This is a genomic window from Yinghuangia aomiensis (assembly GCF_039542225.1).
Taxonomy (GTDB): domain Bacteria; phylum Actinomycetota; class Actinomycetes; order Streptomycetales; family Streptomycetaceae; genus Yinghuangia; species Yinghuangia aomiensis.
Genome location: NZ_BAABHS010000053.1, coordinates 18589 through 42605 on the forward strand (window position 1 = coordinate 18589; position 24017 = coordinate 42605).

The window sequence follows — 24017 nt, forward strand, 5'->3', positions numbered from 1 at the left end:
GCTACGAGGTACAAGCACGGTCGGCCACGGTTCGTTACGAAGACGTGCGCCTATGGTCTTTGCCGCGGCACGGCCAGTGGCTTGCAGATCATGCTCTCCCCCCAGCGCTTGGAAGACCTATCGATGGCCGCGGACGTCGAATTCGCCGCCGGGTGCGTGCTCGACGTCGTCTCCACTTTGCTGATGCACAGGACCCAGAGCCCCACTTCCGTCGAACACCAAGACGGCGGGGACGCGACTGTGGGTGCAAGAGTGTGGCTCCACGGGCTTGGTGACTCCGTGGTCGCCGTGGGCGGTCGCGCCGGCATCATTGGAATTCGACCAGGAGGCGCCGGTCGCCCCGCCCAGCCAGTTGTAGACCCTCGGCACGACGGCTCATGTACTTGCGTGTCGGCGACCTGGACGCCTGATACGCAGTGACCCGGTCGCCGAGGCCCGCGCGGGGGAGGAGCCGACGTACAAGAGGCCGGTGGAGGTCTGCGGCATGGCCCGCTGGTCCGGCCAAAGACGATCAACTGCCCGTCGCTCTTCGCGGGGATGCTCGACCCGATGCCGGACGCGTGCCGCGTACGCCTCGGCGTCTGCCAGCTTTGCCAACTGCTCAACGGTCGCCATCGTCGACCCCTCCCCGTCCGGCCGCGGTCACTGCCGGGCACGCACCCTGACCGCTTCTCGCCCTCGGGCAACGACACGGCGGCCACGCGCCGAGGCGCTCCGGCGGCACATCCGGCGCCGACCTTCGCGAGACTTCCGTGACTGCTGAGGGCGGGAGCGCTTGGCCGTCGGGGAGCACATCGAACGTGCGCAGGGTCATCAGGTGGTGGACCATCGTGGAGGCTCCCCGAGGTTGCTGCCGCTTCCGGCAACCACGCTAGGAACCAGGCTCAATTCAGTTCCAAGGTGTTCCACGGAATTCCACGCGGGTCACCCGAGAGAGTCGACGGCGGCCGCGACGAGCGACCGGGCGCGTTGGCCGTACACGGCGACCTTGCCCAGCTCGGCGAACGCCTTCGCGTAGACGGCGACCTCTCCGGGAGCCGTCATCGTCACGGCCGCCGTCAGCGTTTCGACCTGCGCCTGTTCGGCGTCGTAGATCGAGAACGTCTCCACGACCCACATGCGCCGCGGCGCGGCGAGCGGGATCACGCCAATCGAGACGGTGGGGAACGCCATGGCGGACAGCAGGTAGCCGAGCTGGTCGGCCATGGCGTCGTCGTCACCGACACGGTGCCGCAGCACGGACTCTTCGATGAGGAACGCGAACCTACGGCGCCCCTGCCGGAGCACACGGGAGCGCTCCATGCGCGCTTCGACGGCGGCCGGCACGTCGTTGACGGTGCCGCGGAAGTCGGTGATGTCCGTCAGCAGCGCGGTCGCGTAGCCCTCGGTCTGAAGCAGGCCGGGCACCACGTTCGAGCTGTAGACGCGGAAGCTCTGGGTCCGCTCGAACAGCGGGACGTACGACTCTTGGAGTCGCCGGAGCCCGGTCCGCTGCACCCGCTTCCACTGCACGTACATGGAGTCGACGGTGCGGGTCGCCGCGATCAGGTCTTCGGCCTGGTCGTCGGCGCCGCACACCCGGCACCAGGTCCGGATGTCGTCGACGGACGGCAGGGTCTCGCCGTTTTCGAGCCGGGTGCACTTGGACGGCGCCCAGCCCGCGAGCCGGGCCAGCTCGCGGCCGGACAGCGGTGCTTCTTTACGCAGCTCGCGGAGCCGGACTCCCAGCTCGTTGCGTGCGGCTTGGACGGTTGATGATGGCGAACGCGGCATCGACGGTGCGGCTTGTCAGATCCGGTACTCCGCGTGCGGTGTCGCCCGGTCCCAGACTTCGTCGAAGGCGCGGGCGCACAGCCGCAGCACCGCGGGGTCGTCGTCGACTTCGTCGCCTAGGTACGTGCCGTCTCCGGCGAAGTACCCGAACCTGACGATCGTGTCGTCGAACAGCCAGAAGTCGTTCCCGGGCATGCCGATGTCCGACGTCTTGCGCCGCGACAGCCAGCGGACGTCTTCGCCTGCGTGGACGTTGGCGAACGTCCGGTCGTACAGGGCGTGCGTGTAGTCGCTGACCGGTTCGGAGACGACGCGGGCCCGGCGTACGGCGATGCCGCGGGCAACGGTTTCCTGCACCAAGTCGAGCCAGGGGTGCCACCACAGTTCGCGCGGGCTGTCGACGGTGTGCCGCACCCCGGCCTTCCAGTCCGCGATGCGCTGGGCCTCGTAGGGGTCCGCGTAGGAGTCCCGCAGTTCGAGGTGCAGCGCCTGCTTACGGCACCCGGCCAGCAGTTCTTCAAACGGCGGGGCGTTCCGCAGCATCACATGCCTTTCGGATGACGTCGGCCATGCGGAAGGGCACCCGGATCACTGCTTCGGTGTCCGGAATCGGCCCCGTTTCGCGGCACTCGGCGAGCGTGGCTTCTTCGGCCTTCCAGCCCTGGATGAGGATTTCTTGCGCGTCTTCGTCGACCCAGGCGGTGGGGCAGTTCGCCCCGTCCGTGCCCGGGTCTTTCCCGATGAACCGTAGACCCACTGTCGCCCCCGAGGCTCGTGTGTTCCGCAGAGTTCTACGACCCTCACGCCCTGGTGCACGCTCCGTCAAGACCTGCGTGCGCTGAGTCGGGCCACATCCCCGGGAGAGTGCGTGCCGCATGAGCATCTGATCACCACGCCCGCTGCGGCCCGAATCTGCCAAGCCTGCGACCGCCCTGTGCTTTCCGGGTACATGGCCGGCCTCCTGATGGTCGCCGACCGGCCCCACTCGACCTCGACGGCTACCGGGCCGCGTTGGTCGCCAGCCGCAAGACGCTTCGCCTGGTCCGAATTCGACTGGCCGCGGTTCGCCGCGAACCCCCTGGTGGCTGTGTATGCCTGTGGCTCTGGCACCAAACCCCCGTGGACGTGCCTGACGTCGGCCTGAGCGTCTGCGATGCGTGGGAACGGCAGGACTTGGGCTCCGTCGGAGTCCTGCCCCGCAGGCGCGGATCTGCACCTTCCTGCGATGTGTGCGCGCCGCCCCCGTTCTGATTCACGCAACCCCCGACTTGCCTGAACGTGGACGTTGCCCGTTCAAGGCAACCTGCGTTCCGGGGCAACTTCCTCGAAAAGGATCCCCGCATGATCTGTCCCGAGTGCGCTTGGGAGGCCGACGCCGTGCGCGCCGGCCGTCGGACTCGCAAGCAGATACGCGAGGCGCCGAAGAACCTCGCGAAGCAGCTCGGCGTCGGCGACGCCAAGTTCTACGCCATGGGCCCTGCCGGGTGCACTGGCTGCGACTACGCCCATCAGCCTGTTCCGAAGGACCGGAGGGGCTCGCGTGTCGATGCCGGGTGAGCCCAGTGCGTAACCCCGGGTGCAGCCGCGTGGCGGTCTCCCGTCCCGCCTGCTCGTCGCCGTACACGTGCCAGCAGAATTGCCTCCCGCACCCGCGACGACATGGAGGCGATCTCGCGCGTCGACAACTCGTGCACATGCCGGATATACAACCGCAGAGACATGAAGCTGGCGATCAACAAGAACTGCATCTACCCCCACATAATTGGCTGGGCAAACCACGGCCCGCGTTGACAGACGGCAATCCTTCCAGCGCTGAACAGCGGCTGAACAGTCCGCGGTCGGGGTCCGTCGCGCGGCCGGGCGCGGATCCGCGTGTCGTTGCGGCGCGGGGGACGGTGGCCGCGAACGCCCCAGTGGTGCCAGCCTGGCATCCGCACCTACGGCTGATCCCACACCATCCACGGCGGCGTCCCCACACCTCCGGGAGTGTCCTGCGGTGGCTCGCCAGTCCAGGACGCACATGGTAGTAACCAGCAAACCTGAAAGTGCCGTCTTGCCTGGGCCTACGGGTTGTCCGACTATAAACCCGAATGTTTCGCATACCGGGTTCTTCATCGCTCGGCCCATGGAGCGGAATTAAAGCCACGCGGGCGATGCTTTGGATTCGTCCTCAGCTGCTCAAATTCCCGCCGATCCTTCCTGTGAACCATTTTTTCCCGCGTATCGCACGCTTAAGGAGTCATCGGCTGATATGAAATTTTACACTCGGCTCCGAGCCTCCCGTGTCAGCCGCCTGAGCGCCATGGCTGCCGTTGGTGCGTTCGGCCTTGGCGCCACGGACGTCACGGCTGCGACGGCATCGTCCTCGTCGGAAAACAGGCGGCCGTCTGCATCCACTGCCGCGGGGGCGCCAGCAGAGCTGGCCCAACTGCAATATTTTCAGGGCGCCTGGAAATCCAACGGTTCACGGCAGGGTAAACCGGTCATCATGACCATCTGTGCCCTGCCGAAGAACGACGGATTCTGGCTCGTGCTGGACCTCGCGGAGAAGCGGACCAGTGCCAATCCGAATCCCATGAGCGGACAGTATTACTGGGGCTATGATCAGTCGTCCGGAAAATTCACCGCCGAGTGGTTCGACAATTCTGGCGGTCGGATCAGTCAGACGTCTCCGGGATGGTCCGGCGACGAGCTTGTTTTCACCGGAACGGCAACATCGGGCGCCGTGACCGTGCCCTTCCGAGACATATTCGTCCGGAAGACGACCACGGAGTATTACCATCGCGGCGAGATTGACTTCGGTCAGGGATGGGCGGCCGCCGACGAGGAAACCGTCACCCAGACCTCCAACAGCGGTCAGGACTGCCCGTCGGCAGCGGCCGGTTCCTAGAAGGCAGCAGCTGAGGTTTTCTCAGCGAAATGATCTCCACGATGTCGGTTGAACTGCCAATGCGCTGCAGTCTGGCGGCAGACGATCTCGACCGCGGACAGGCGCGAAGCCCCAGGTAGGCACGCCTCTCCTGCCAGGGGCTCCGCGTCAGGTCGATCAGCCCTCCAACGACCGCTTCCACCCTGATCACCCCATCGGCCGAGATCATTTCACTGAGAAAACCTCACTTGGTCATTTTCAGCTGGCCCCGCCGTTGAGGATCCTTGGAGTCGGCTGAAGCGCGTATTTGGACCGTATGGTCGACGCGTTCGTGATCCTCGATGAGGTGTTGGCGATCGATGTCCGCAGCAGACGGCCAGCCGCGACCTGGCCGGAGTGCGGAGCTGGCGCAACACGGAGGGTCCGATCGGCGGGCGCCGGTTGTGTTGCGCCTTCGGGCGCCGTGATTCTTCTGCCGCAACCGCGGGTGCGGGCGCCGCACAGCCACCGAGCAGATCCAATGCTTGACTGCGTCGTGTCGCCGACGCGCGCAGGCGGTTTCCCGGCTGGCGTGGGTGATCGGTCTTGTGGCGGGCGGTCCGGCGGGTGCCCGGCTGGCCGCCTACCTGGCGGTCCGTGCGAGTTGCGACGTGATCCTGCGCGAGGTGCGGGCGCTCTCTGACCCGTCCTCCAGCCAGGTCAGGGGCCTGGGGCTCATCGACGTGGAGGCCCGCATGCCGATCGACTTGCTACCCGACGGCACGGCGGGCACAGTGGCCGCCTGGCTCGCCGAACGGCGGGGGATCAAGGTCGTCGTTCGCGACCGGTGCAGCACCTTCAGCCGGGCCGCCACCCCAGTGCTGCCGGATGCCACCCCAGGTCGCGGACAGTTGGCGCCTGCTCCACCCACTGCCCCGCGCTGTCGAGCGCACCGCGCGCACATCCATCGCGCCTGTCTGCGCGAAGGCACCGACATTGTCGACCTGGTGGAGTTGTTGACCCCGATGGACCTGGCCGCACTGATCGCGTCCGAGCCGGAAGACCCACCAGACAGCCAGATCATCGCCCAGGTGCGTTAGTAGCACGCCGACTTCTACCATCTGCGTGAACGCGCCGGGACGATCAGCGCGATCGCTGACCGACTGCGCCGAGCCCGCAACGCCGTTCGCCGTTCCCTGACGACCGACCTCGAAGAGACACTCGCCTCGATAACAGCGGCCGAGCATCGCGCCTGCGAATCCGGTGGCCCGCCGGAGGCAAGCACACCCCAAGCCCGGTCTCCGTCGACCACCATGATGTGGGGGTCGCCAGCGACCGCCTTGAGCCCGTTCTTGACGGATGCGGTCAACGCCGCTTCGAGGTCGGTGTGCCGCAGAGACTGCCCGCCTGGGGGGGGCAACGTCGGACACCGGCGCGAGTGTGGCAACGATCTGGAACTTCGCATGAGGTGCGTCGAAAACGCGGTGGGATCGCAGTGTTTCCGCCGCCGCCGCCGAGCAGCCACGTCGTGGCCGACCAAGCCTCGCAGTGCGTCCTGACGATGCGCCTCAAGGTGTCCGCGCAGGCCCTGTTTCCACGCGGTGCCGACGCGCCCGGCGTCTCGACCGTGGTGGTGAACTCCGGCCCAGGGCCGATAAGCCACAGGTGCCCGAGCAGTTCCCCCCCAGCGGATGGGGTGCGTACCACCAGGGGCGTCAGCCGGGAATGTCGACGGCCACACGCCCCAGTGGCGTCCATGCGACCACCCTTGCGCCACGGATCTTGTCGACGACGTCCTGCCGGATTTCGCGGTTGAGTCGCAATCGGCACGGCGTCTTCGACGCCGAAGTGCCGGCTTGCTCTGAGCAACCTGAACGAGACGTCGTCGACGACGCCAAACCGTTGAAGGCGGTCCGCGAGGCTGCCGACCACGGACCGAACAAAGTCGTTGGCCATGGAACCTCCTGGTGGAACCGCACCCGGCCGTTGAAGGCAGCCGCGGTAGTCAGGGACCGACGGGATTGCCGGGCCTCACTTGTGGGTCGCGTCGTACCGAAGGCGGGATGCAGCGACGTACTGGCGATGCCCGTCCGCCCACCGCATCAATGAGCTGACTTCCAGCGACAGCGTTGCGCCGACCGAGGTCAGCGCGTATTCGACGCGAGGAGGAGAGGAGGGGGTCACCGTCCGGTCGACAAGGCCGTCCCTTTCGAGGCTCCGTAGGGTCAGCGTGAGCATGCGCTGGGAAATACCGTCGATCGCACGATGCAGTTCCGAGTACCGCAGCGGTCCTTCGGCAAGCAGTGCCATCACCAGCACACTCCACTTGTCTCCCACCCGGTTCAAGACGTCGCGGAGCTCGCAGCCCGCAGTACTCGCGTCGACCGGGCTGCGCACATCAATGTGCGGACCGCTGGGCAAGGTGCCTTCTTTCCTCATCTGAGGAGTGTGGACCAGAATGAGGCCACGCACAACAAGTGCGGACCAAACACATAATGCGGCTGCCTCGGGCGTCAGTTCTTCTGTTGACTACGGGGCCGTGTGCGCAGCCTCATGTGCAGGCCCTAAGGAACAGGATATGCGTGCAGTAGCGTTCACCGGTTTCGGTTCTCCTCCTGTTGTCACCGACCTCCCTGCTCCGACGGTGGCCCCGGGTGAGGTGCTCCTCCGCGTGCGAGCGTCTTCCGTGAACGGTTTCGACTTCGGGGTGCTCGGCGGTTTTCTGAAAGGAACCTACGAGTACGAATTTCCGGTGATCCTTGGCAAGGACGTCGCAGGCGAGGTGGTAGCCGTCGGCGACGGCATATCCAACTGGGCCGTCGGGGACAGCGTCTTCGGCGTGATCATGCGGCCGACGCTCGGACAGGGCGGTTTTGCGGAGTATGTTGCCGTTCCGGCCGGATATGGCATTGCGCGGATTCCGGACGGCCTGGATTTTGAGCAAGCCGGCGCACTTGGTCTGGCGGGAACCGCAGCGCTCAACGCGATCGACGCAATCGCTCCGGAGGATGGCGAGACGATTCTGATCTCCGGCGCGACGGGCGGCGTGGGCGCTTACGCGATCCAAATGGCCCGCGCGCGCGGAGCGACGGTCATTGCGACCGCCCACCCCGGTGCCCAAGCCCAATTAGTCAAGGACTTGGGGGCGGCGATCGTGGTTGACCGTTCGGACGTATCGGCGCAGGTGCGAACCGTTGCTCCTACAGGGGTGGCTGGCGCGCTTCATCTTGCTGGCGATGGTCGTGAAGTGGCCAGCTTGGTCGCGGATGGCGGGCGTTTTGCCTCCACCGTGCACTTCACACCGGACGACGACAGGGACCTCCGGGCCTCGGTCATCTTGGCTGATCCGGGCCAGCACACCCTGAATGGGCTTGCCGGCGATGTGGTGGCCGGTCACTTGCGTGTTCCCCTGACCGTCTCGTATCCGTTGGCGGAGACACTCACTGCCCTTGCGGACTTCTCGAGGGGGACCGTGGGCAAGATCGGTGTCACTATGTGATCCGTGCCCGTTCATCGCGGGTGGACGTGGGACGCCGCCTGTCTTGTGCAGGGAAGGCCGGGTGTGCCCTTGTTTCCGTTCGACCGGGTCGGTGGTGTCCGAGCCGGTCGAGAGCGGCAGCGGCGGGGCCATACGTCTTTTGGAGCGTGAACGAGGGAAATTCTTGTAGGTGCTCCTTGAGATCGATCCCGCCGGGACCAGCTCAACGGAAACGTTGACTCGTAGCGTACGGCTGCCTCCATTGTTTGCCGCACTGCCGTCCCGTCTCTTCGGGAGATCGGGCCAACATCGGCTCGTGTCGGTCGTCCCCGGCGTGCGCCGAAGGCGGTGGTTGCCGTGTGGGAGCAAGTGGGGCAGGTCAGCCGGGAACGGTTCGAGCAGCTCGTGGCACAGGCCGGCGAGTTGGTCGAGCAGGTCACTCGTTCGCAGCTCGAACTGGGCGACATGGCCTTGGAGATCGAGCCGATACAGGCGCCGGACGACGCGCGCCCGGCGTCCGGTGTGGAAGTGTTCACGCTCGTGTCCGTCATTGCGATGTTCGCCTACAAGTCGCTGCAGAAGTCCGGTCGAGGTATCTCCCTTGTATGGGTGGGGTGTTGCGTGTCGAGCCGGTGTGGGTGAGGACGTTCACGGGGCTGCAGATGGGTTCTGCGGTTGGTGGGCGGTCCGGGAGCGTGACCCCGCACGGGCCTCGGCGGGGGCGTCTGTGGTGTCTGCCCTCGGACCGCCGGGTCCTGCTGATTGCGGTCGGGCTGCGGACGAACCTGACCATGCGGCAGATGGCGCCGTTGTTCGGGGCGTCGATCGCGACGGCGCGCCGGATAGTGCAGCGGCTCAGTCTCTACCTGGCCTTGGAGCCGGCGGCCCGCCCGGAAGCGGCGGCCGAGCGGCTGCCGAGCGGGGAGGGCCAACCAGCCCGTCCGATCCCGGTCAGCCCTTGATGAAGGCGTGGAGGTCGGCGTTCACCTCGTCCTTGTGGGTGAGGTAGAGGCCGTGGCCGGCGTCCCAGTACTCCTTCAGCTCCGCATCGGGTGCCAGTTGCACCAACTGGCGGCTGGTGATCTCGATGGGGATCTGGGCGTCCGCCTGGCCGTGGATGAGTAGTGTCGGAACGGTGAGTTCGGCGATGTCGCCGCGGTGGTCTGTGGTGAACGCCTCGCGCTGCACCTCCAGGACCGCCTGGGGGGCCGCCGACAGGCCACGCCGGAGTTCCTCGTCGTTCATCGCCTGGGACATGCCGGGTCGCATGTGGGTGGCGAAGTAGCTGCTGACGAAGTCGGCGAACCACTTGGGGCGGTCGGTGCGCAGCAGGTCCAGAGTCATGTCCAGCGCGGCCTTCGGCACACCGACCGGGTTGTCATCGGTCTGCATCATGAACGGGATCGTGGGGGCGAGCATCGCCAGGCGCGCCACGCGGTCAGAGCCGTGGCGGCTGAGGTAACGCACGGCCTCGCCGCCGCCGCATGAATGTGCAACCAGGGTGACGTCCTGCAGGTCCAGTAGTTCGATGAGGCCGGCCAGATCGTCGGCGCGAGTGTTGACGTCGTAGCCCGTGCGCGGGCGGTCCGAGCGGCCGTGGCCGCGGCGGTCCGGCAGCACGCACCGGTATCCGTGTTCCAGGAAATGGTGCATCTGGTATTCCCAGGAGTCGCCGTTCAGCGACCAGCCCGCGACGAAGACGATCGGGGTCCCGGTTCCGTAGTCCTGGTAGGCGAGGGTGGCCCCGTCCACCGGACTCTGATAAGTCGGCATGCTTCTGAAACTCCTTGGTTCCTTGATCTCGGGGTTGGGGTCTCGCGGTCAGGCTCCGGCGGGCACCTTGTCCAGGAATCCCTGGACCTGGTGGATCCGGCCGCTACCGTCCGTCTCGACGACGTCGAAGCCCACAACCAGCGGCTCTTCGCCCGGAAGACCGAGGTTCCAGGTGAAGCGGGCGATGTCGTGGTGGGCGTCCACCGCACCGGCCAGGCTGAACACGAGGCCCGTGAACTGGACCTGTACGGCCGCGATCACCGCGTCCAGGTCCGCTCGGCCGGTGACCGCGGTCATGGGATCGGTATAGCGTGCTTGCTCGCTGAACGTCTCTGCGACCAGCGTCCGCCGGGCGTTTGCGTCGGTCTCGTTCCACACCGTGATGTATCGGTCCACCAACTCGTTGATGTCGCTCATGGCGCTTCCTCTCCGTGTTGATACAGGCACAGGTTCGACCCATTCAGCATTGACGGTCGCCCGAGTCGGAACAACAGCAGTCGGCGCATGGTTCGATGAGCCCGACTAATCGATGGATTGGGTCACGGGCGGGACACGGGAGCAAAGAGATGGAATTCCGTGATGTCGAGATCTTCCTGGCCTTGGCTGACACACTGCACTTCGGACAGACCGCCGAGCAGCTGTTCATCTCCCAGGGCCGCGTCAGCCAGGTGATCAAGAAATTGGAACGGCAGGTTGGGGCATCGCTGTTCGAGCGCACGAGCCGACGGGTCCACCTGACGGCCGTCGGGCAGCAGCTGCGCAACGACTTCCTGCCCGCGTACGCCAGCTTGCGCGAATCGGTTGAGCGCGCACGCATGTCGGCGCGAGGTGTCCACGGACGACTCCGGGTGGGACTGATGCCGTTCAACTTCGCCCACCTGCACCACTTCTGGCGCACGTTCCGCGTTCGGAATCCCCAGTGGGAGATCCAGGTCCGCCTCGTGAATTACGCCGATCCGTTCGGACAACTGCGCAGGGGTGACTTTGATGTCTTCGTCGCGTGGCTCCCGATCAACGAGCCCGACCTGACAGTCGGCCCGGCCCTGTTCACCGACCCGAGGATCGTCGCTGTGTCGGAGGACCACCCGCTGGCCCTGAAGTCTGCTGCTCCGCTGGAGGTCTTCTCGGATTTCCCGATCGCCTGGGCGGACTTGAAACTCGGCTACTGGGAGGAGGGCTACATGCCGTTCGAAACCCGCACGGGCCGCCTCATCGACCGGTCCCAGCAGACCCTGCATGCCGAGGAACTCATCACGGCCGTCGGTATGGCCGAGATCATCATGCCTTTTCCCAGCCACGTCACCGAGATCTGGCGCATGCCCACCATCCGATGGCTTCCGCTTCCGGACCTCCCACCGTTGACATATGTGTTGGTCTGGCGTTCCGAAGCCGAGAACGACATGATCCGCGCCCTGGCCGCGACCATCCGCGACATCGGACGCTTTGATCGCTGAGCACACCGTGGTTCAGCCACTGGCGTCCGCCAGGATTCCGCCAGTGGGCGGCTACCTGAGACGTGAGGATGCATGTGCAGCGCCTTGCAGTCGCGCCCAGGGCATCGCGGGACACGAGGGTGCACGCGGCCGCTGCAGGGTCCCGCTCCGGACGGTCACGGTTTCATCACGGTAGATCGCGGAATCTCGCATGATTCCGGTTTGCCAGATTGGTGAACCGCTCCGGGTCTGATGGAGGCTCGATTCCCTGAGAGGCTCGAGTCATGGCGCGTCCGTCCCCCTACCCTGCTGAGCTTCGTGAGCCTGCGGTGCGCATGGTCGCGGAGATCCGCCCCAACTACCCGACGGAGTGGGCCGCGATGAAGGCGGTCGCCGCGAAGCTGGGAATCGGTGCCGCTGAGACGGTGCGGACTTGGGTCCGCAAGGCCGAGGTCGATGCCGGCCGGCGTCCGGGAGCGACCTCGGACGAGGCCGCCGAGATCAAGCGCTTGAAGGCGGAGAACGCCGAACTGCGGCGGGCGAACGAGATCCTCAAGGCGGCTTCGACTTTCTTCGCGGCCGAGCTCGACCGGCCGTCGAAGCGCTCGTAGCGTTCATCGACGCTCACCGCGAGGTGTTCGGAGTCGAGCCGATCTGCCGAGTCCTGACCAGCCACGGACTGAAGATCGCAACGAGCACCTACTACGCGGCGAAAAGCCGTAACCCCAGCGCCCGGCCGGTCCGCGACACCGGGCTGAAGACGCAGATCAACCGCGTCTACACGGACAACTTCAGCGTCTACGGCGTCCGGAAAGTCTGGCGGCAGCTCCATCGCGAGGGCATACCGTTGGCCCGCTGCACCGTCGCGCGGCTGATGCGCGACCTGGGCCTGGAGGGCGCCCGACGAGGGAAGAAGCTCCGCACCACTGTCCGGGACGACGCCCATGACCGGGCCGCCGACCTGCTGCAACGCGACTTCACCGCACCCCGGCCGAACGAGCGATGGGTCGCGGACTTCACCTACGTCGCCACCTGGTCCAGGATCGTCTACGTCGCGTTCGTCGTGGACGTGTTCTTCCCGGGTGATCGTGGGCTGGTCCGCCGCCACCGGCAAGCGGGCCAAGCTGGTCCTCGATGCACTCGACATGGCCTTGTGGCGTCGCCGCCGCGCGGGAACTCCCGCTGGCCCGAGGCTGGTTAATCACTCGGACGCGGGCAGCCATTACACGTCTTTCGCGTTCACCGCGCACCTGATCGACGCCAGTATCGACGCCTCGATCGGCACCGTCGGCGATGCCCTGGACAACGCGCTCATGGAATCCCGGATCGGTCTCTACAAACGGAGCTGATCAAACCCCGCCGGCCCTGGCACGGCCTCGCCGACGTCGAACTCGCCACCGCGGAATGGGCCGACTGGTTCAACAACCGACGCATCCACACGGCAATCGGAGACATCCCGCCCCACGAGCACGAGACCAACTACTACGCTCAACACCAGCCCCAACCGGCGGCTGGAGTCAACGCATAGAGCCTCCACCAATCCCGGAGCGGTTCACCGCGCCGTCTCGACCTGATGCCGGGTGAACCCGAGGATCTGCACGACGGCCGCCTTCACGTTGTCGTACCGGACCTTTCCGAGCGGCACCCCGCCCAGCGTCCGAAGCGCGTGGGCATGGCGCTCGAAGTCTGGCGTGCGGAAATCTTGGTCGAGGCTTTTGGGTGTTTCAATGCAACGGAGACTGGGAAACTTGCAGGCGCTGCCTGCCGATGCTCATTTGGGGAGGGTGTGTTGGAGGATCGAGGGGCCGACGGAGTGGTGCAAGATCCAGCGACACGTGGGCTGGCATGGACCATCGCGATGAAGTCATTGCAGGATGAGCACCGCAACGAATACGAAGGAAGGAGATCCTTCGCGTCACCCGCAGTTCGCCAAGACGCGGCGTCGCACGCAGTGAAGTCGCCCGAACGGCAGGGAGGCGTCGAGCGCGAAGTCTAGACGTTTGCCGATGCCGGGCGATCCGGGTACAGCAGTTGCCTGCTGTGGCCAGTGAACGGCATCTGATCCCGGTTGGCCTCGCACTGTTGGTGCGTTGCCAAGCCGTGTGGGGAAACCCGCCACCCGCGGCCTGAAGGACGAATCCGCCGTCGGAAGTGGGCGTTCGTCGGGTCGATGCCTTCGAGCGGTCCGGCCCGGGCCGCCCCTGCCGGAATCGCCCGGTCGGCCTGGCCAGCCGTACCCTGCCGACCGAGACAACCGTCTGCGTCTCAACCAAGCACAGATCCAGCGGCCGATCGATCCGGCACGCTCATAGCGGGTTACGTCTCGGCTCGGACGCCAACCGCGTTGGTTGCTTCGGCGCAGCTCCGCAACTTCGCTTTACCTTGCGGGAGTGCCGCTGCTCGGCGTCGACGAGCGTCATCCTCACGTCTGCCCTCGCGAGCGGTCCGGACTGGCTGCGTCGGCGGACGGCAACAAGGGGGGTGTGAACGCAACAGGGCAACGGAGCAGGGCCTTCGCCGAGAAGCGCGGCTCATCAGCGACCAGGCGCCCGCCCCTACAGGCCCATGTCCTGGGCAAGTCCCAGCCCATGAGCGACTTTATAGGGGTTGACAGCCGAAACTACTTCGTGCAAGCGGGTGTTGACCGCGGTCGGGGACTGCTGCTGGGGCGCCAGGCTCGGTTTGCTCGCTGGCCGCGAGCTGAAGCCCGCCGCAAGCGCCTTGGTGATTGACCCGAGTCCGAGCCGAGGCAAACTCTCATCTCACGGCGTTCGGCGATGGCACACACATCAGCCGATGTGGACACCGCCCGGGCGCCCCAGGCCGTGAGCAAAAATCCGCAGGCGGATCGAGCGGTGAATGCCGAGTGCGTCGAGATGGTCGGGTCTGACCCATCGGACTTCCTTGGATTCGCTGCTCGTTCGCAGCTCTCCGCCGATCGGAAGGGCACGGAAGCAGATGGAGAACTGCTGCCGAACCTCACCGTCGTCATAGGCGATCACGTGGCCAGGGTCCGTATAGAGGCCCACGACGCCGAGCACTCTGATGCGGATCCCGGTTTCCTCGTCCACCTCGCGCACAACGGTCTGAGCGATCGATTCACCGATGTCGTGAGCGCCGCCAGGGATGGACCACAAATCGTTGTCGGTCCGATGGATCATCAGGAGCCTGCCCCGCTCGTCGCGGACCACCGCGGTCACCGAGGGGACCACCGAGTTCGCCCGTGGGGCGGCGGGGTCGTGGAAGTAGTCGACTCGTGCCATAAGAACAGGCCTCCTCGCCCCGTGAATCCTCACTCGCGCTTCTGACCATAGGTGCTCCCCCGTACCGTTTCGGCCCGCGGTGTGCTCGTGTCCGTGGCTGTCTGCTGAGGCCATGGCGCCCTGAGTCTCGGCGAGGGAGCCCTGGGCAGTGTCTGGTGGGTAGAGCTTTGGGCCGGATGACGATGGCGGCGATGTGTGGTGCGGCTTGTGGTTGGTGGTTGGTTGGTAGCCAGTTTGCCGACACGTATGGCGATGCCGCGCCATTGTTTGAGCCGCTTGCTGCAGCGTTCGACCGCGTTGCGCGCATGGTAGGCGTTCCGGTCGAGCCGTTGCTGCCGGACCGGACGCCGCGGCGGGGCGGACAGCGGACGGATCATCGGGCGGTGATCGACGCGGTTCGCATTCAAGTACCGCAACTGCCTTGCTTGGCGGGATCTGCCTGCCCAATGCCCGCCGTGGCAGACGGTGTTCCACCGCTTCACCTGCTGGGGCCGCGACGGGACATGGCACCGGATCCTCGTCGCACTCCAGGCCCGCGCTGACGCGGGCGGCGACCTGGACTGGCTCGTCGGCGTCGACTCCACGATCGTCCGCGCCCACCAGCGCGTCGCCGACGCCCCGAAAAGGGGGCGCCGCCCGGCGAGCCGCACGACCACGCCCTCGGCAGGTCCGCGGCGGACTGACCACGAACGTCCACCTCGCCGCGGACGGCCGCTGCCGCCCCTCGCTTTCGTCGTCACCGCCGGACAACACGGCGACGCACCCCAATTCACCAATGTCAGGCGGCGATCCGGGTCCCGCGGCCGGTCGGAAGACCACGCGTCCGGCTCGATGCGGTGCTCGCCGATCGGGCATACTCCTCGAAGGCGATCCGCGCCTACCTGCCACGACGCGGGATCCGCGCGGTCATCCCCGAACCCGCCGACAGCAGGCCAACCGCAAACGACGCGGCCGGCGCGGAGGCCGACCGCGCCACCTGGACCGTGACGCCTACCGGCAACGCAACGCGGTCGAACGCTGCATAGACAAGCTCAAGCAATGGCGCGGCATCGCCATGCGCACCGACAAACTCGCCACCAACTACCAAGCCGCGCACTACGCGTCGCAGCCATCTTCATCTGGCTCAGATCTTGACCCTTCAGGCACGGCCGAGGCCGGACCGGGCCGCCACTCGACTTGGTGGGGCTGGTGTGACTCATAGAGGCACATGCGGCAATGGTGCAACCCGAAGCGGCAATGGCGCCGGAATGAAATCCGATACCGCGAAGGCGGACGCGACGGCCGGGATCGTCTGCCAGGCGGGCAAATAATCCCGCGGATAGCCGGCAGGCCCCCTCACGGCACGGGAAGGCGGCGGTATGGCGACGTACAGCGAGATCCGTGAAGCGACGTTGGCAAGGACGGAGGCGACTCGCGAGTTCCGCGAGGATCTGGCCCGGCACCCGGAGCCGTCGTGGAAGGAGCACCGCACCACCGAAAAGATCGAGGCGGAGTTGGCCTCGATCGGCCTCAGCCCGATCCGGGGCAGTCGCGGTACGGGCGTCATCGCGGAAGTCGGACCGAAAGACGGTCAAGTCACCGTGCTGAGCGCCGACATCGACGCTCTGAAATTGCCCGACAAACGCAACGTCGAGTACCGGTCGCGGAACGACGGTGTCCATCACGGCTGCGGCCACGACGTCACGACGGCGGGGTTGGTCGGCGCGGCGCATGTCCTCAAAGAGCTCGACGACCGCGGGGAACTGGCCAACCGCGTCCGGTTCGTGTTCCGGCCAGCTGAAGAATCCGGCACCGGCGCCGCCGTCATGATCCAGGAGGACAATGTCCTCGAACATGCGGTGGCGGCCTACGGCCTGCATTGCTGGCCGACGATCCGGATCGGCCAGTACGGCGTCCGCCAGGGTCCGACGCAATACAGCGCGCACAGGGTCGAATTGGACCTGAACGGCCCGGGCGGCCACACTGCTCGTCCGGAAGAGAGCGAGAACCCGGTCGAGGTCGGAGCCCATCTGATCGTCGGCATGCTAAACGGGCTCCGAAAGCTCTACGCCAACGTGCCGGAAAGCGAGCGCCCGGTCCTGTCGTTCGGACGTTTCAGCGCCGGGACGGTGATGAACGTCATCCCGGATCACGGCGAGGGCTTGGCTACGCTGCGTTCGCCGACCATGAAGACATACCGTGCCGCGCCGAAAGAACTCCTGAAGATTGCCGACGCCGTCGTGCTGGAGAACGGTTACACCGGAGCCAAGGTCAACCTGATCGACCTGCTGCCGCCGGTGATCAACACCGCGGAGCCGGAGGTGCGCGCGATCCTCGGCGCGGTAGCGGGCGAGGCGAACGTGGTGTTGTTCGAAGGGTCCCCCGGCGGCGACGACTTTGCGTTCTTCGGCACGGGGGTTCCGGCGAAGGACGGCCGGAAGGCCATTCCGGGCGTGGACATGACCCACTATACGCAGCTGGGGATCGTGCCCGTGGGCATGCCTCTGGTCGACAGCCGACGAAAGCTGCACACTCCGACTTTCGATGTCGACCGCCGGGCACCCGTGCTGGCCGCAGCGCAGTTCGCCGCGCTCGGCGCCACCCCGGTCCGGCCGCGGGAACGGGTCGGCGAGCGGGCGCTCTTGCTCGCGCGCTGATTCCGGTTGGCGTCGACCCGGGCGTGCCAGCGGCGGTCTCGTTGCGTGGACGCCATCATGCGCCCCCGGTTAGCGCGCGGTTAGCACGTCGCGAACCGGCGGCGAACCGGCGGCTCCGTAGAACCGGTGGCAGGTCGGACGGCAGCGTGCCGTCCGCCGGCGAAGGGATCCTGGGATGCGCAATCTCCCCACGCGGCACCGCACGCGCCTGCATCGGACGTCGGCCGGGGCGGGCGCGGCGGTGCTGGTGTCGCTCCTGGCGCTGTCGGCGTGCTCGTCGGGCGGGTCGGACGGCGGCAAGGACGGTGTCGCGTCGCTCGGCGACCAGGGCAAGGGCTCGTCCGCGCCGCCGAAGGCCGCCGCGGGTGAGAAGGGCGACATGGTGAAGTACGCCGGGTGCATGCGCGAGCACGGCGCCCGCGGACCCTAACGCGCAAAGTTCGCACAGTTGTCCGGGCTGAGTGAGGGTGCGCAGAAGCACAAGAGACGCAACTGGAACATCCCCGGGAGTCGGTGCCGGACTTGGCGTCTCCTTCGGAGCCGCTGCATACCTGGTCCTTGCGGGCCTCGACGTCTTCAAGTCCGGTTCTGGACAAGGGTGGTTGTGACGCACTCCGGTGCCAAGAGGCCATTGGACTACGCCACGGCCCGCGGTGTTGAAGCCACGCTGACCATGCCAGTGATTCCGTCGCCCGCGTCGTCCAGGCGCGGAAATCACCGCACTCGTCTTTGATCCAACTCACGAAAGGTCGCGCACCAGCCGGTAGCCCGCCAACAACCGGCGGACTTGCGTCGTACCGCGAAGTGGATCCAGCCGTTCTAGTGTGATGCGCCGTAAATTCCAGGGGTAAGTTGCTACCCTTTTCGGGTGTCGCATCCTGGGCGTTCTGCCGTGGTGATCACTTTGTCTGAGGACGAGCGTGCCGAGTTGGTGCGTCGGGCGGCGTTGTCGGATCGGAGAGCCGCTGAGCGGGCCAGGATCGTCTTGGCGTGCGCTGACGGGATGTCGAATGCCTCTGCTGGGTGGCATGTTGGTGTCCAGGTCAAGACGGTGGGCAAGTGGTGTCGCAAGTTCGCGGCCGAGGGGCTGGTCGGCCTGCAGGACGCGGGCCGCATCGGCCGACCGAAGGCCGATCTGGTCCTGAGCGATGCCGAGCGGGAGCAACTGGAGCGCTGGGCGAGGCGGGCGAAGACTGCGCAGTTCCTCGCTCTGCGGGCCGGGATCGTGCTGCGGTGCGCGGAGGGCGGGACGAACAAGCACGCCGCACTGGACATGGGCGTCGACGAGTCGACGGTGGAGCGCTGGCGGGCCCGGTTCATCGCCAATCGGCTCGATGGGCTGCAGGACGAACCGCGGCCCGGCCGACCGCCGTCGATCCTGCTCGACCGGGTCGAAGACGTGCTGGTGGCCACGTTGGAGTCCACGCCCGGCAGCGACACCCACTGGTCGGGGCAGCGCTCGCGCCGTGCCCCGGCCGGCCCGGTCGGGTTGGGCCTGGGGGTGCGTGATTGTGTAGCGGTCCGGGTGTGGTGGATCTGTGACGCCGGAGGTTGCGAACGGGCGACCGAGGCGAGGGCCCCGCTCTTCCATGGGCCTCAGGGATCCTGTTGGCCTGCCCGGTTGATGAATGCTTGTGACCGGTTGCCGGGATGGGGTTGGGCGAGAGCGGCTGGCGGTGGTGCCGGATACGGCTCGGCGTACCGGACGCCAACCTCTCCGGCTGAGGGTCCAGTAGGAGGACCCGCGTAGGCCGTCGGGTGTGTGTCCGCTTCGGCGGAGGCTGCTCGTGCTGGGTTGGGAGGGACGGCCATATTGTGTTTCCGGACCCTTGTTAGGAATTGGGCTCAACCATGTCTCTCATAGTTCGCGCGTGGGGCCTATCCAGAACGTGCAACCGGGGCCGGCGGAACTGACCTGGACGGCCATGTCCAGGTCGGCCTGACGCGGACAGCGACCTTGTTCTGCCAGACCACGGGCGCAGCAGCCGCTGCTGTTGCGCCCCCTTCGGTGTCTTCGCCTATCGCCGCTGCAAGCCCAGTTCGGCGAGTTGGTCGAGTTGTTCGGTGGTGAGTTTGGCGCGGCGGCTCTTCGTGTTGGTGATCCAGCCGCCGAGCTTTACCTCCACCGGCACCCCGCCTTCGGCGCTGCTTCCAGGGCCTCTAGGTGGCTCCTGGGGACGGTGTCGGTGGTACTGACGGAGCGCTCTCAAAGCCGCTGCACAGCCCGCCAGCAGCCCTCTGGGTGGCTTTCGGGGCCTTCCCGGCTTTGGGGGTTGCCTGGGGTTTCACGCCCATCGCCTCGAGCCGTTGACGTTGTCCGACGGACAGGCCGCGCCGGGTCGTCGGCTGGCGCGGGCGGTCGAGCCACTGCCCGATGTCGTGTTCGTGGATGGTGACCCCGGGCACCAGTTCGTCCAGCTTCGCGCCCGCGGTGAGGGATTCGCGTACGCCCGCGTCGTGGCGTTGCCGGTCGAGCGGCCATGACGGGTTCCGGTCCGGGTCGATGGCGGCGAGGGCTTCGGCGCGTTCGGGGTGGCCGGCCAGGAATCCGGGGCGGCGTTGGTTGCCTGCCGTGGCGCTCACGCGGCCCGTGGCTGATTCGTCCGGGTGCTGGCTTGTCCGGTCCTGCGGCCCGCCCCGGGTTGTGCCCACCGTGGCGGTCGTGTCGGGGCTGGCTTGCCGGGTGCCGCCTGCTGCGCCGTGGCGTCCGGGTGGGCCTTCGCCTGCCGTGGTGCTCGCGACGCGGTGCCCGCCTGCTGTGCTGTGTCCGGCGGGGGCCCTCCGGGGTTGTCGGTGCGTCGTGCGGGCTTCCGGTGGGCCTTGGGGCACGTTTCCGGGGGCTGGGTTCGGTGTGGTGCCGGTGTTCTGTGCGGGGCTCCCGTGTCGCCCGTTGGACCTACAGTGCGGGCCGCCGATACCAAACTCCCTTGTTGGGCAAGGGGGTTGCGCGATTCAGTGGAACTCCTTTATTCACCAAGGTAGTTGACATCTGCTGTGTTCGCTGCACCGTGTCGTCGTGATATCTGACGACGACAACTCCCAACCCTCTGGATCGTCAGGTCAAACCAGGCGCCGCATCGCGCGCGAGCCGGGGCGCATTCCGGCGGGTGGACGCCTCCAAGGGCTGCTGCCGTATCACCCCCTGCCGTACTTCGGCCCGGGAGACCGCTGCCTCGACTGCCTCCCTGCCCGCGACCTCGGACACCTTCCGGGCAAGAGCCCGTACACCCGGATGCCGCACCGAGCTGACCCTGGCCGCCTTCATGCCAGCCGACACAACGTCGACCGGAACGCCAGTGTGGGCGGCCGGAACGGCCATCGAGACCACCTCTGTCGCTACCTTGACGGCCACTGCCGCCTTCTGGGCCGCTTTGTAGGCGGCCTTGTAGGCGGTAGTGGCCGCAACCTGCTCAGCCGTGATATTGGAGCCGATCCTATTTATGGCCAGCGCGAGGATGCGCGCGCTGAGTGGCGCCTTCTGCTCTGTCCCTTGGTTTGCGTATGTCTTGTCGGCGGGCCCGGGCATCGAGCGGTCGACTCGGGCGTCCCGTGGCCGGCGGCCAGTCGGCGCCACCTGTGTAGCGGATGCCGTGTGCGTGGAGCCAATCCGAGCCGTGCCAGCTACCTGCCCGAACCCCATCACGGCGGTGTCCAGGCCACGGCGGCTGGCTGCCCTCGCCCCGCGGGTGGGGCCACGGTCTATGGCGTCCGGTGCCACGGCCACGCGTTCCGCGGCGGTGTTGGAGTGCGGCTTACCGTATATAGCGTCCAGGGCCTCCTCGTCGCTTTTCGCGGCGGCGGCGTCGGAGTCGGAGTGCTGGTCACCGTATATGGCGTTCAGGGCCTCCGCGTCGTCTCTTGCGTCGCTGGGCTGGGTCACAACCGCTCCCTTCACACAGAGGGCACTGAACTGCCTGAGGCGACGGCGGGAACCCTGGCTCCAAGGCACCGCCTCCCGGCGCAATCGGCAGCTCCGCGACATCCTCGGCCGCACCGGCAAGATGTTCGCACCAATGCTTGCGGGGATATCGCCGTTCACGCAAGCCGATGGCCCTGCGCCGCCCGATGTTCTCGAATGTGTGCCACACCCGACCCGTTCACGTGGGCCGGTCGTCGTTGATCAGGAAACCGCCCAGGCCAGTGCTCCACCGGGCAGGTCGGGATGTGAACGACCGCCCTGCATGAGTGAACGCGAGTGCTTCGTCACCGTCGGCAAGTATCCGGGATGGTCATGCCCGGGTGTGCTAGCGCGCGGCTAACGCGTTTCTGCGCCCTGCAGTCGTAGCTCCACAACCGCACGGCCCGTTGCGGTGGCTGGCAGGCGCAGTGTCGGCGGGCGGGGGGAACCGAAAGCGGTGGATGGATCGGAGGGATGGTTCAGTTGGTCGTAGACCGCTGCGAAGGCGCCGCTGCCGAGGATGGCCCGGATCTGGCGCTGGGCGTCCAATGCCGCACGGATCCGTGCCAGCTGCATGGTGTCGAAGTGCGGTGCCTGGGCCCAGTCGTCGTAGGGCAGCCGCCGGTCGCGGAATCCGAAGGCCGTTCCCCGCGGGTCCGATGACCCCGGACGGACCGGCCCGAACGAATGGAAGGTCAGGCCGATCGCCGTTGGCCAGCGGTTCTTCCAGACTGAGGAGGGCGTCCCGTGCCGCTTTCCTCGCCTTGGGCCGGGGCGGTGGTTCCTCGATGGCGTGAAGACCCGCGGAGCGGTGCGAACCAACGCAGAGCTTGCCCGGCGCACCTGCACCAGATCCGCGAGGGTGGAGAAGACGTTCGGGCTCAAAACAAGCCCTGGATCCGTCGAGGTGGACGTGGTCATCAGGCAGCTCCCCGCAGTGGCACGAAGATCCACACCCCATAGCTGCGAAAGAGACCCTGTCTGACAAAGAATCTTCTGCAGAGCGTGCAACAGGACGCGGCCCAGCTGCGAGTGATGCCTCGCACCGCGCTGTAGTGCTCATACGGACAAGGTGGTTCTTGTCGCCCCCCGGTTGCGAACACAGCGTCGGCATATGGCGATTGCCGCCCCCGCAGCCGCTGTACTTCGCGGGTCGATCGGCGCCGTGCTGTGCGTACCTCACTACATTCGGCTGGCGAAACACATTTGCCCTACCTCGAGGCCGTGCCGGGGCGGTGCGCGCCCGCCGCCCCGCCCTGACTGTCACCGTGACATTTTCGCGCGTGCCGACGCATGTTGTGTACCGCATGCGTTAGGCTCTCCATCGCAGGTACATTTTTCGGCTGCTGGTGTGGGCCGCGTGGTGTGAAGGGGGCGTTCCTGGTGGTGGCGTCGGAGCCGTCGAAGCGATCGAAGTCGTCGTCGGGGTCCAGGGCTGGGAAGGCCCGTTCTGCTTCGGTGTCCGCGCCGGGGTCGGCTCCGGTGTCTCCTGCGCCGTCCGGTCCGGCCGCTCCGTCTGGTGGTGTTCCGGTTCCGGGCGTGTTGTTCTCCGACGCCTCGGACGGTTCGGACGACACCCCGTCGCCGGCTGCGTCCTCCGGGGACGACACCGCGCCCGCTGTACCCGCCGACCCGTCGGTGAAGTCCCGCTCTGGGAAGGCCCGTTCCGCTGCGCCTGAGAACGCCTCGCCCGCCGTACCTGCCGAGCCCGGGTCGGGGGCCGCGGCTGCCGGCGCCGCACCCGTGTCCGGGGGGCGGTCGGTGGAGTTCAGGGCGCGTAAGGCCCGTTCTGCTGCGCCCGGGAGTGCCTCGCCCGCCACCCAGCCCGAGTCGGCCGCTGCGCCGTCCGCTGCCCGCAAGGCCGGTTCCGCCGGGCGCCGGAGTGCCGTGCCCGGGAAGCCGTCGGTGAAGTCCGGGTCCCGTAAGGCCGGTTCCGTCGTGCCTGACAGTGCTGGGCCCGCTGCCCTGCCCGTTCCCGTCGCTGTGCCGTCTGCGGGGGTTGCTGCCGCGCCCGTCACCCAGTCCGTGCCCGGGTCGGTTGTCACGCCGTCCGGGGCCCGTTCCGCCGTGCCGTTGGGCACCGCGCTCCCCGTATCCGCCGTACCGGGGTCTGCTGCCGTGCCTGAGCACGCCGTGTCTGCCGCCCCGTTGTCTGCCGTCCAGTTGTCCGCCGCGCCCGTGCCTGGGGTGTCTGCCGCCACGCCTGTCGGGCTTGCTGGGGGCCATCGACTCCCGGCCCCGGGTGATGTGTTGTGGACGGATCCGGAGGTGCCGCCGTTCGAGGTGTTGGAGGTTCTGGCGGCGGCTGCGGAGCCTTTGGTGTCTCCGCCGCGGGGTCGTCTCGCCGCCGAGGCCGGCGCCCGGCTGCGCCAGGCGCTTACCGCGTTGGCGGAGCTGCGTGCGACCGGCGACGACTGGCACACCCTGCTCACGGCGGACCGTGCCGTGTTCGGCGGTCCGCGCCACACACCCGCGCAGGAGGTGTGGGACCTGTTGGAGCTGACCTGGGCCCGCTACATCCGCCCCGCACTGCCCGCCCCCGCCCCCGCCCCCGCCCCCGCCCCCGCCGCAGCCGCGGCCCGGGTCCGGGCGTCCGCTGCGGCGGCTGACGTGCCCCGCCGGACTTCCGCCCCGGCCCCGGCCACGCCCGCTGCCGCCGCTGTGCCGGAGACCGATGTACCTGCTTTGGGTTCGGCCGTGTCCGGTCGGAAGCGGGGGAGTGCCCGCGGGCCTTCGGCGTCCCCCGCGCCCGCTCCGGTCGGCCCTGCGGCGTCTTCCCTGTCCGCTCCTGCTGTGCCGGCCGGTGCGGACCCGGGCGATGCTGTGCCGGGGACCAAGTCGAAGTCGGTCCGGAAGCGTACGCGTTCGGCTGCTGCCTCGTCCGCTGCTGCTGTGCCGGCCGCTCCCACCGTCCC

The 24017-nt window shown here is 67.4% G+C and carries 20 protein-coding genes and 4 pseudogenes; 13 read left to right on the plus strand and 11 right to left on the minus strand.

Annotation, left to right across the window (positions count from 1 at the left end):
• Nucleotides 1–924: 924 nt before the first annotated feature.
• The 3 genes from ABEA93_RS39105 to ABEA93_RS39115 are packed head-to-tail and all read right to left on the minus strand — an operon-like array spanning nt 925 to nt 2530.
• Nucleotides 925–1773, minus strand: a complete 849-nt coding sequence (locus ABEA93_RS39105; RefSeq protein ID WP_345680749.1) for a helix-turn-helix domain-containing protein — start codon at nt 1771–1773, stop codon at nt 925–927.
• Nucleotides 1774–1788: 15 nt separating this feature from the next.
• Complete coding sequence (locus ABEA93_RS39110) at nt 1789–2316, minus strand: DUF6879 family protein (RefSeq protein ID WP_345680750.1); 528 nt, start codon at nt 2314–2316, stop codon at nt 1789–1791.
• On the minus strand, nt 2291–2530 hold the full coding sequence (locus ABEA93_RS39115; RefSeq protein WP_345680751.1) for a hypothetical protein: 240 nt from the start codon (nt 2528–2530) through the stop codon (nt 2291–2293). The genes ABEA93_RS39110 and ABEA93_RS39115 overlap by 26 nt, the downstream gene beginning before the upstream one ends.
• Nucleotides 2531–3114: 584 nt before the next feature.
• Here ABEA93_RS39115 and ABEA93_RS39120 point away from each other — a divergent pair.
• From ABEA93_RS39120 to ABEA93_RS39130, 3 genes are all read left to right on the plus strand, one after another.
• The gene (locus tag ABEA93_RS39120) at nt 3115–3330 is read left to right on the plus strand and encodes a hypothetical protein (RefSeq protein ID WP_345680752.1); all 216 of its coding nucleotides are present in this window, start codon (nt 3115–3117) and stop codon (nt 3328–3330) included.
• A 745-nt stretch (nt 3331–4075) separates the two neighbouring features.
• The gene (locus ABEA93_RS39125) at nt 4076–4663 is read left to right on the plus strand and encodes a hypothetical protein (protein ID WP_345680753.1); all 588 of its coding nucleotides are present in this window, start codon (nt 4076–4078) and stop codon (nt 4661–4663) included.
• A gap of 554 nt (nt 4664–5217) precedes the next feature.
• The gene (locus ABEA93_RS39130; protein WP_345680754.1) at nt 5218–5721 is read left to right on the plus strand and encodes a hypothetical protein; all 504 of its coding nucleotides are present in this window, start codon (nt 5218–5220) and stop codon (nt 5719–5721) included.
• Between the two features lie 931 nt (nt 5722–6652).
• Here the strand turns inward: ABEA93_RS39130 and ABEA93_RS39135 are convergent.
• Nucleotides 6653–7060, minus strand: coding sequence for a winged helix-turn-helix transcriptional regulator (locus tag ABEA93_RS39135; protein ID WP_345680755.1), 408 nt, complete (start codon nt 7058–7060; stop codon nt 6653–6655).
• A 139-nt stretch (nt 7061–7199) separates the two neighbouring features.
• On the opposite strand from ABEA93_RS39135, the gene ABEA93_RS39140 reads away from it, so the two are divergent.
• The 3 genes and pseudogenes from ABEA93_RS39140 to ABEA93_RS39150 all read left to right on the plus strand — a co-directional run.
• Nucleotides 7200–8120: an NADP-dependent oxidoreductase gene (locus ABEA93_RS39140; protein WP_345680756.1), complete on the plus strand. Its 921-nt coding sequence runs from the start codon at nt 7200–7202 to the stop codon at nt 8118–8120.
• 336 nt (nt 8121–8456) lie between these two features.
• Nucleotides 8457–8741: a hypothetical protein gene (locus tag ABEA93_RS39145; protein ID WP_345680757.1), complete on the plus strand. Its 285-nt coding sequence runs from the start codon at nt 8457–8459 to the stop codon at nt 8739–8741.
• A pseudogene (locus ABEA93_RS39150) lies at nt 8705–9013 on the plus strand (transposase family protein); the annotation flags it as partial. The gene ABEA93_RS39145 and the pseudogene ABEA93_RS39150, both read left to right, overlap by 37 nt.
• Before the next feature lie 37 nt (nt 9014–9050).
• Here ABEA93_RS39150 and ABEA93_RS39155 read toward each other — a convergent pair.
• A complete protein-coding gene (locus ABEA93_RS39155; protein WP_345680758.1) occupies nt 9051–9872 on the minus strand; it encodes an alpha/beta fold hydrolase in 822 nt (273 codons plus the stop codon).
• 48 nt (nt 9873–9920) lie between these two features.
• Entirely contained in the window at nt 9921–10289 is a 369-nt protein-coding gene (locus tag ABEA93_RS39160) for a nuclear transport factor 2 family protein (RefSeq protein ID WP_345680759.1), read from the minus strand.
• A gap of 149 nt (nt 10290–10438) precedes the next feature.
• Here ABEA93_RS39160 and ABEA93_RS39165 point away from each other — a divergent pair, with 149 nt between their 5' ends.
• Nucleotides 10439–11326 (plus strand): LysR family transcriptional regulator, encoded by an 888-nt coding sequence (locus ABEA93_RS39165; RefSeq protein ID WP_345680760.1) that lies wholly within the window; start codon nt 10439–10441, stop codon nt 11324–11326.
• Between the two features lie 263 nt (nt 11327–11589).
• Nucleotides 11590–12833 (plus strand): annotated as a pseudogene (locus ABEA93_RS39170) (IS3 family transposase).
• 1261 nt (nt 12834–14094) lie between these two features.
• Here ABEA93_RS39170 and ABEA93_RS39175 read toward each other — a convergent pair.
• Nucleotides 14095–14568: an NUDIX hydrolase gene (locus ABEA93_RS39175; RefSeq protein ID WP_345680761.1), complete on the minus strand. Its 474-nt coding sequence runs from the start codon at nt 14566–14568 to the stop codon at nt 14095–14097.
• A 305-nt stretch (nt 14569–14873) separates the two neighbouring features.
• Between ABEA93_RS39175 and ABEA93_RS39185 the strand changes: the two are divergent.
• The 4 genes and pseudogenes from ABEA93_RS39185 (at nt 14874) to ABEA93_RS39200 (ending at nt 18954) form a co-directional block, all read left to right on the plus strand.
• Nucleotides 14874–15702 (plus strand): annotated as a pseudogene (locus tag ABEA93_RS39185) (IS5 family transposase).
• A gap of 224 nt (nt 15703–15926) precedes the next feature.
• The gene (locus ABEA93_RS39190; protein WP_345680762.1) at nt 15927–17204 is read left to right on the plus strand and encodes a M20 metallopeptidase family protein; all 1278 of its coding nucleotides are present in this window, start codon (nt 15927–15929) and stop codon (nt 17202–17204) included.
• Nucleotides 17205–17379: 175 nt separating this feature from the next.
• Nucleotides 17380–17634, plus strand: coding sequence for a hypothetical protein (locus ABEA93_RS39195; protein ID WP_345680763.1), 255 nt, complete (start codon nt 17380–17382; stop codon nt 17632–17634).
• 462 nt (nt 17635–18096) lie between these two features.
• The gene (locus ABEA93_RS39200; protein ID WP_345680764.1) at nt 18097–18954 is read left to right on the plus strand and encodes a helix-turn-helix domain-containing protein; all 858 of its coding nucleotides are present in this window, start codon (nt 18097–18099) and stop codon (nt 18952–18954) included.
• Nucleotides 18955–19222: 268 nt separating this feature from the next.
• Here ABEA93_RS39200 and ABEA93_RS39205 read toward each other — a convergent pair whose 3' ends face one another.
• The 4 genes from ABEA93_RS39205 to ABEA93_RS39220 all read right to left on the minus strand — a co-directional run bounded on the left by ABEA93_RS39205 (nt 19223) and on the right by ABEA93_RS39220 (nt 22023).
• Nucleotides 19223–19336, minus strand: coding sequence for a helicase (locus ABEA93_RS39205; protein WP_345680765.1), 114 nt, complete (start codon nt 19334–19336; stop codon nt 19223–19225).
• 28 nt (nt 19337–19364) lie between these two features.
• Nucleotides 19365–19787, minus strand: a complete 423-nt coding sequence (locus tag ABEA93_RS39210; protein WP_345680766.1) for a helicase associated domain-containing protein — start codon at nt 19785–19787, stop codon at nt 19365–19367.
• A 472-nt stretch (nt 19788–20259) separates the two neighbouring features.
• Nucleotides 20260–21084 carry a hypothetical protein gene (locus tag ABEA93_RS39215; protein ID WP_345680767.1) on the minus strand — a complete coding sequence of 275 codons (825 nt, stop codon included), beginning with the start codon at nt 21082–21084 and terminating at the stop codon, nt 20260–20262.
• Between the two features lie 375 nt (nt 21085–21459).
• On the minus strand, nt 21460–22023 hold the full coding sequence (locus ABEA93_RS39220; RefSeq protein ID WP_345680768.1) for a hypothetical protein: 564 nt from the start codon (nt 22021–22023) through the stop codon (nt 21460–21462).
• 1398 nt (nt 22024–23421) lie between these two features.
• Between ABEA93_RS39220 and ABEA93_RS39225 the strand changes: the two are divergent.
• Nucleotides 23422–24017 (plus strand): annotated as a pseudogene (locus tag ABEA93_RS39225) (hypothetical protein); the annotation flags it as partial.

Coding starts and splice junctions, on each gene's coding strand:
- ABEA93_RS39105 (WP_345680749.1), bottom strand. CDS start 1,773: ATGCCGCGTTCGCCATCATCAACCGTCCAAGCCGCACGCAACGAGCTG.
- ABEA93_RS39175 (WP_345680761.1), bottom strand. CDS start 14,568: ATGGCACGAGTCGACTACTTCCACGACCCCGCCGCCCCACGGGCGAAC.
- ABEA93_RS39190 (WP_345680762.1), top strand. CDS start 15,927: ATGGCGACGTACAGCGAGATCCGTGAAGCGACGTTGGCAAGGACGGAG.
- ABEA93_RS39135 (WP_345680755.1), bottom strand. CDS start 7,060: ATGAGGAAAGAAGGCACCTTGCCCAGCGGTCCGCACATTGATGTGCGC.
- ABEA93_RS39165 (WP_345680760.1), top strand. CDS start 10,439: ATGGAATTCCGTGATGTCGAGATCTTCCTGGCCTTGGCTGACACACTG.
- ABEA93_RS39110 (WP_345680750.1), bottom strand. CDS start 2,316: ATGCTGCGGAACGCCCCGCCGTTTGAAGAACTGCTGGCCGGGTGCCGT.
- ABEA93_RS39220 (WP_345680768.1), bottom strand. CDS start 22,023: ATGACCACGTCCACCTCGACGGATCCAGGGCTTGTTTTGAGCCCGAAC.
- ABEA93_RS39140 (WP_345680756.1), top strand. CDS start 7,200: ATGCGTGCAGTAGCGTTCACCGGTTTCGGTTCTCCTCCTGTTGTCACC.
- ABEA93_RS39125 (WP_345680753.1), top strand. CDS start 4,076: ATGGCTGCCGTTGGTGCGTTCGGCCTTGGCGCCACGGACGTCACGGCT.
- ABEA93_RS39195 (WP_345680763.1), top strand. CDS start 17,380: ATGCGCAATCTCCCCACGCGGCACCGCACGCGCCTGCATCGGACGTCG.
- ABEA93_RS39120 (WP_345680752.1), top strand. CDS start 3,115: ATGATCTGTCCCGAGTGCGCTTGGGAGGCCGACGCCGTGCGCGCCGGC.
- ABEA93_RS39155 (WP_345680758.1), bottom strand. CDS start 9,872: ATGCCGACTTATCAGAGTCCGGTGGACGGGGCCACCCTCGCCTACCAG.
- ABEA93_RS39160 (WP_345680759.1), bottom strand. CDS start 10,289: ATGAGCGACATCAACGAGTTGGTGGACCGATACATCACGGTGTGGAAC.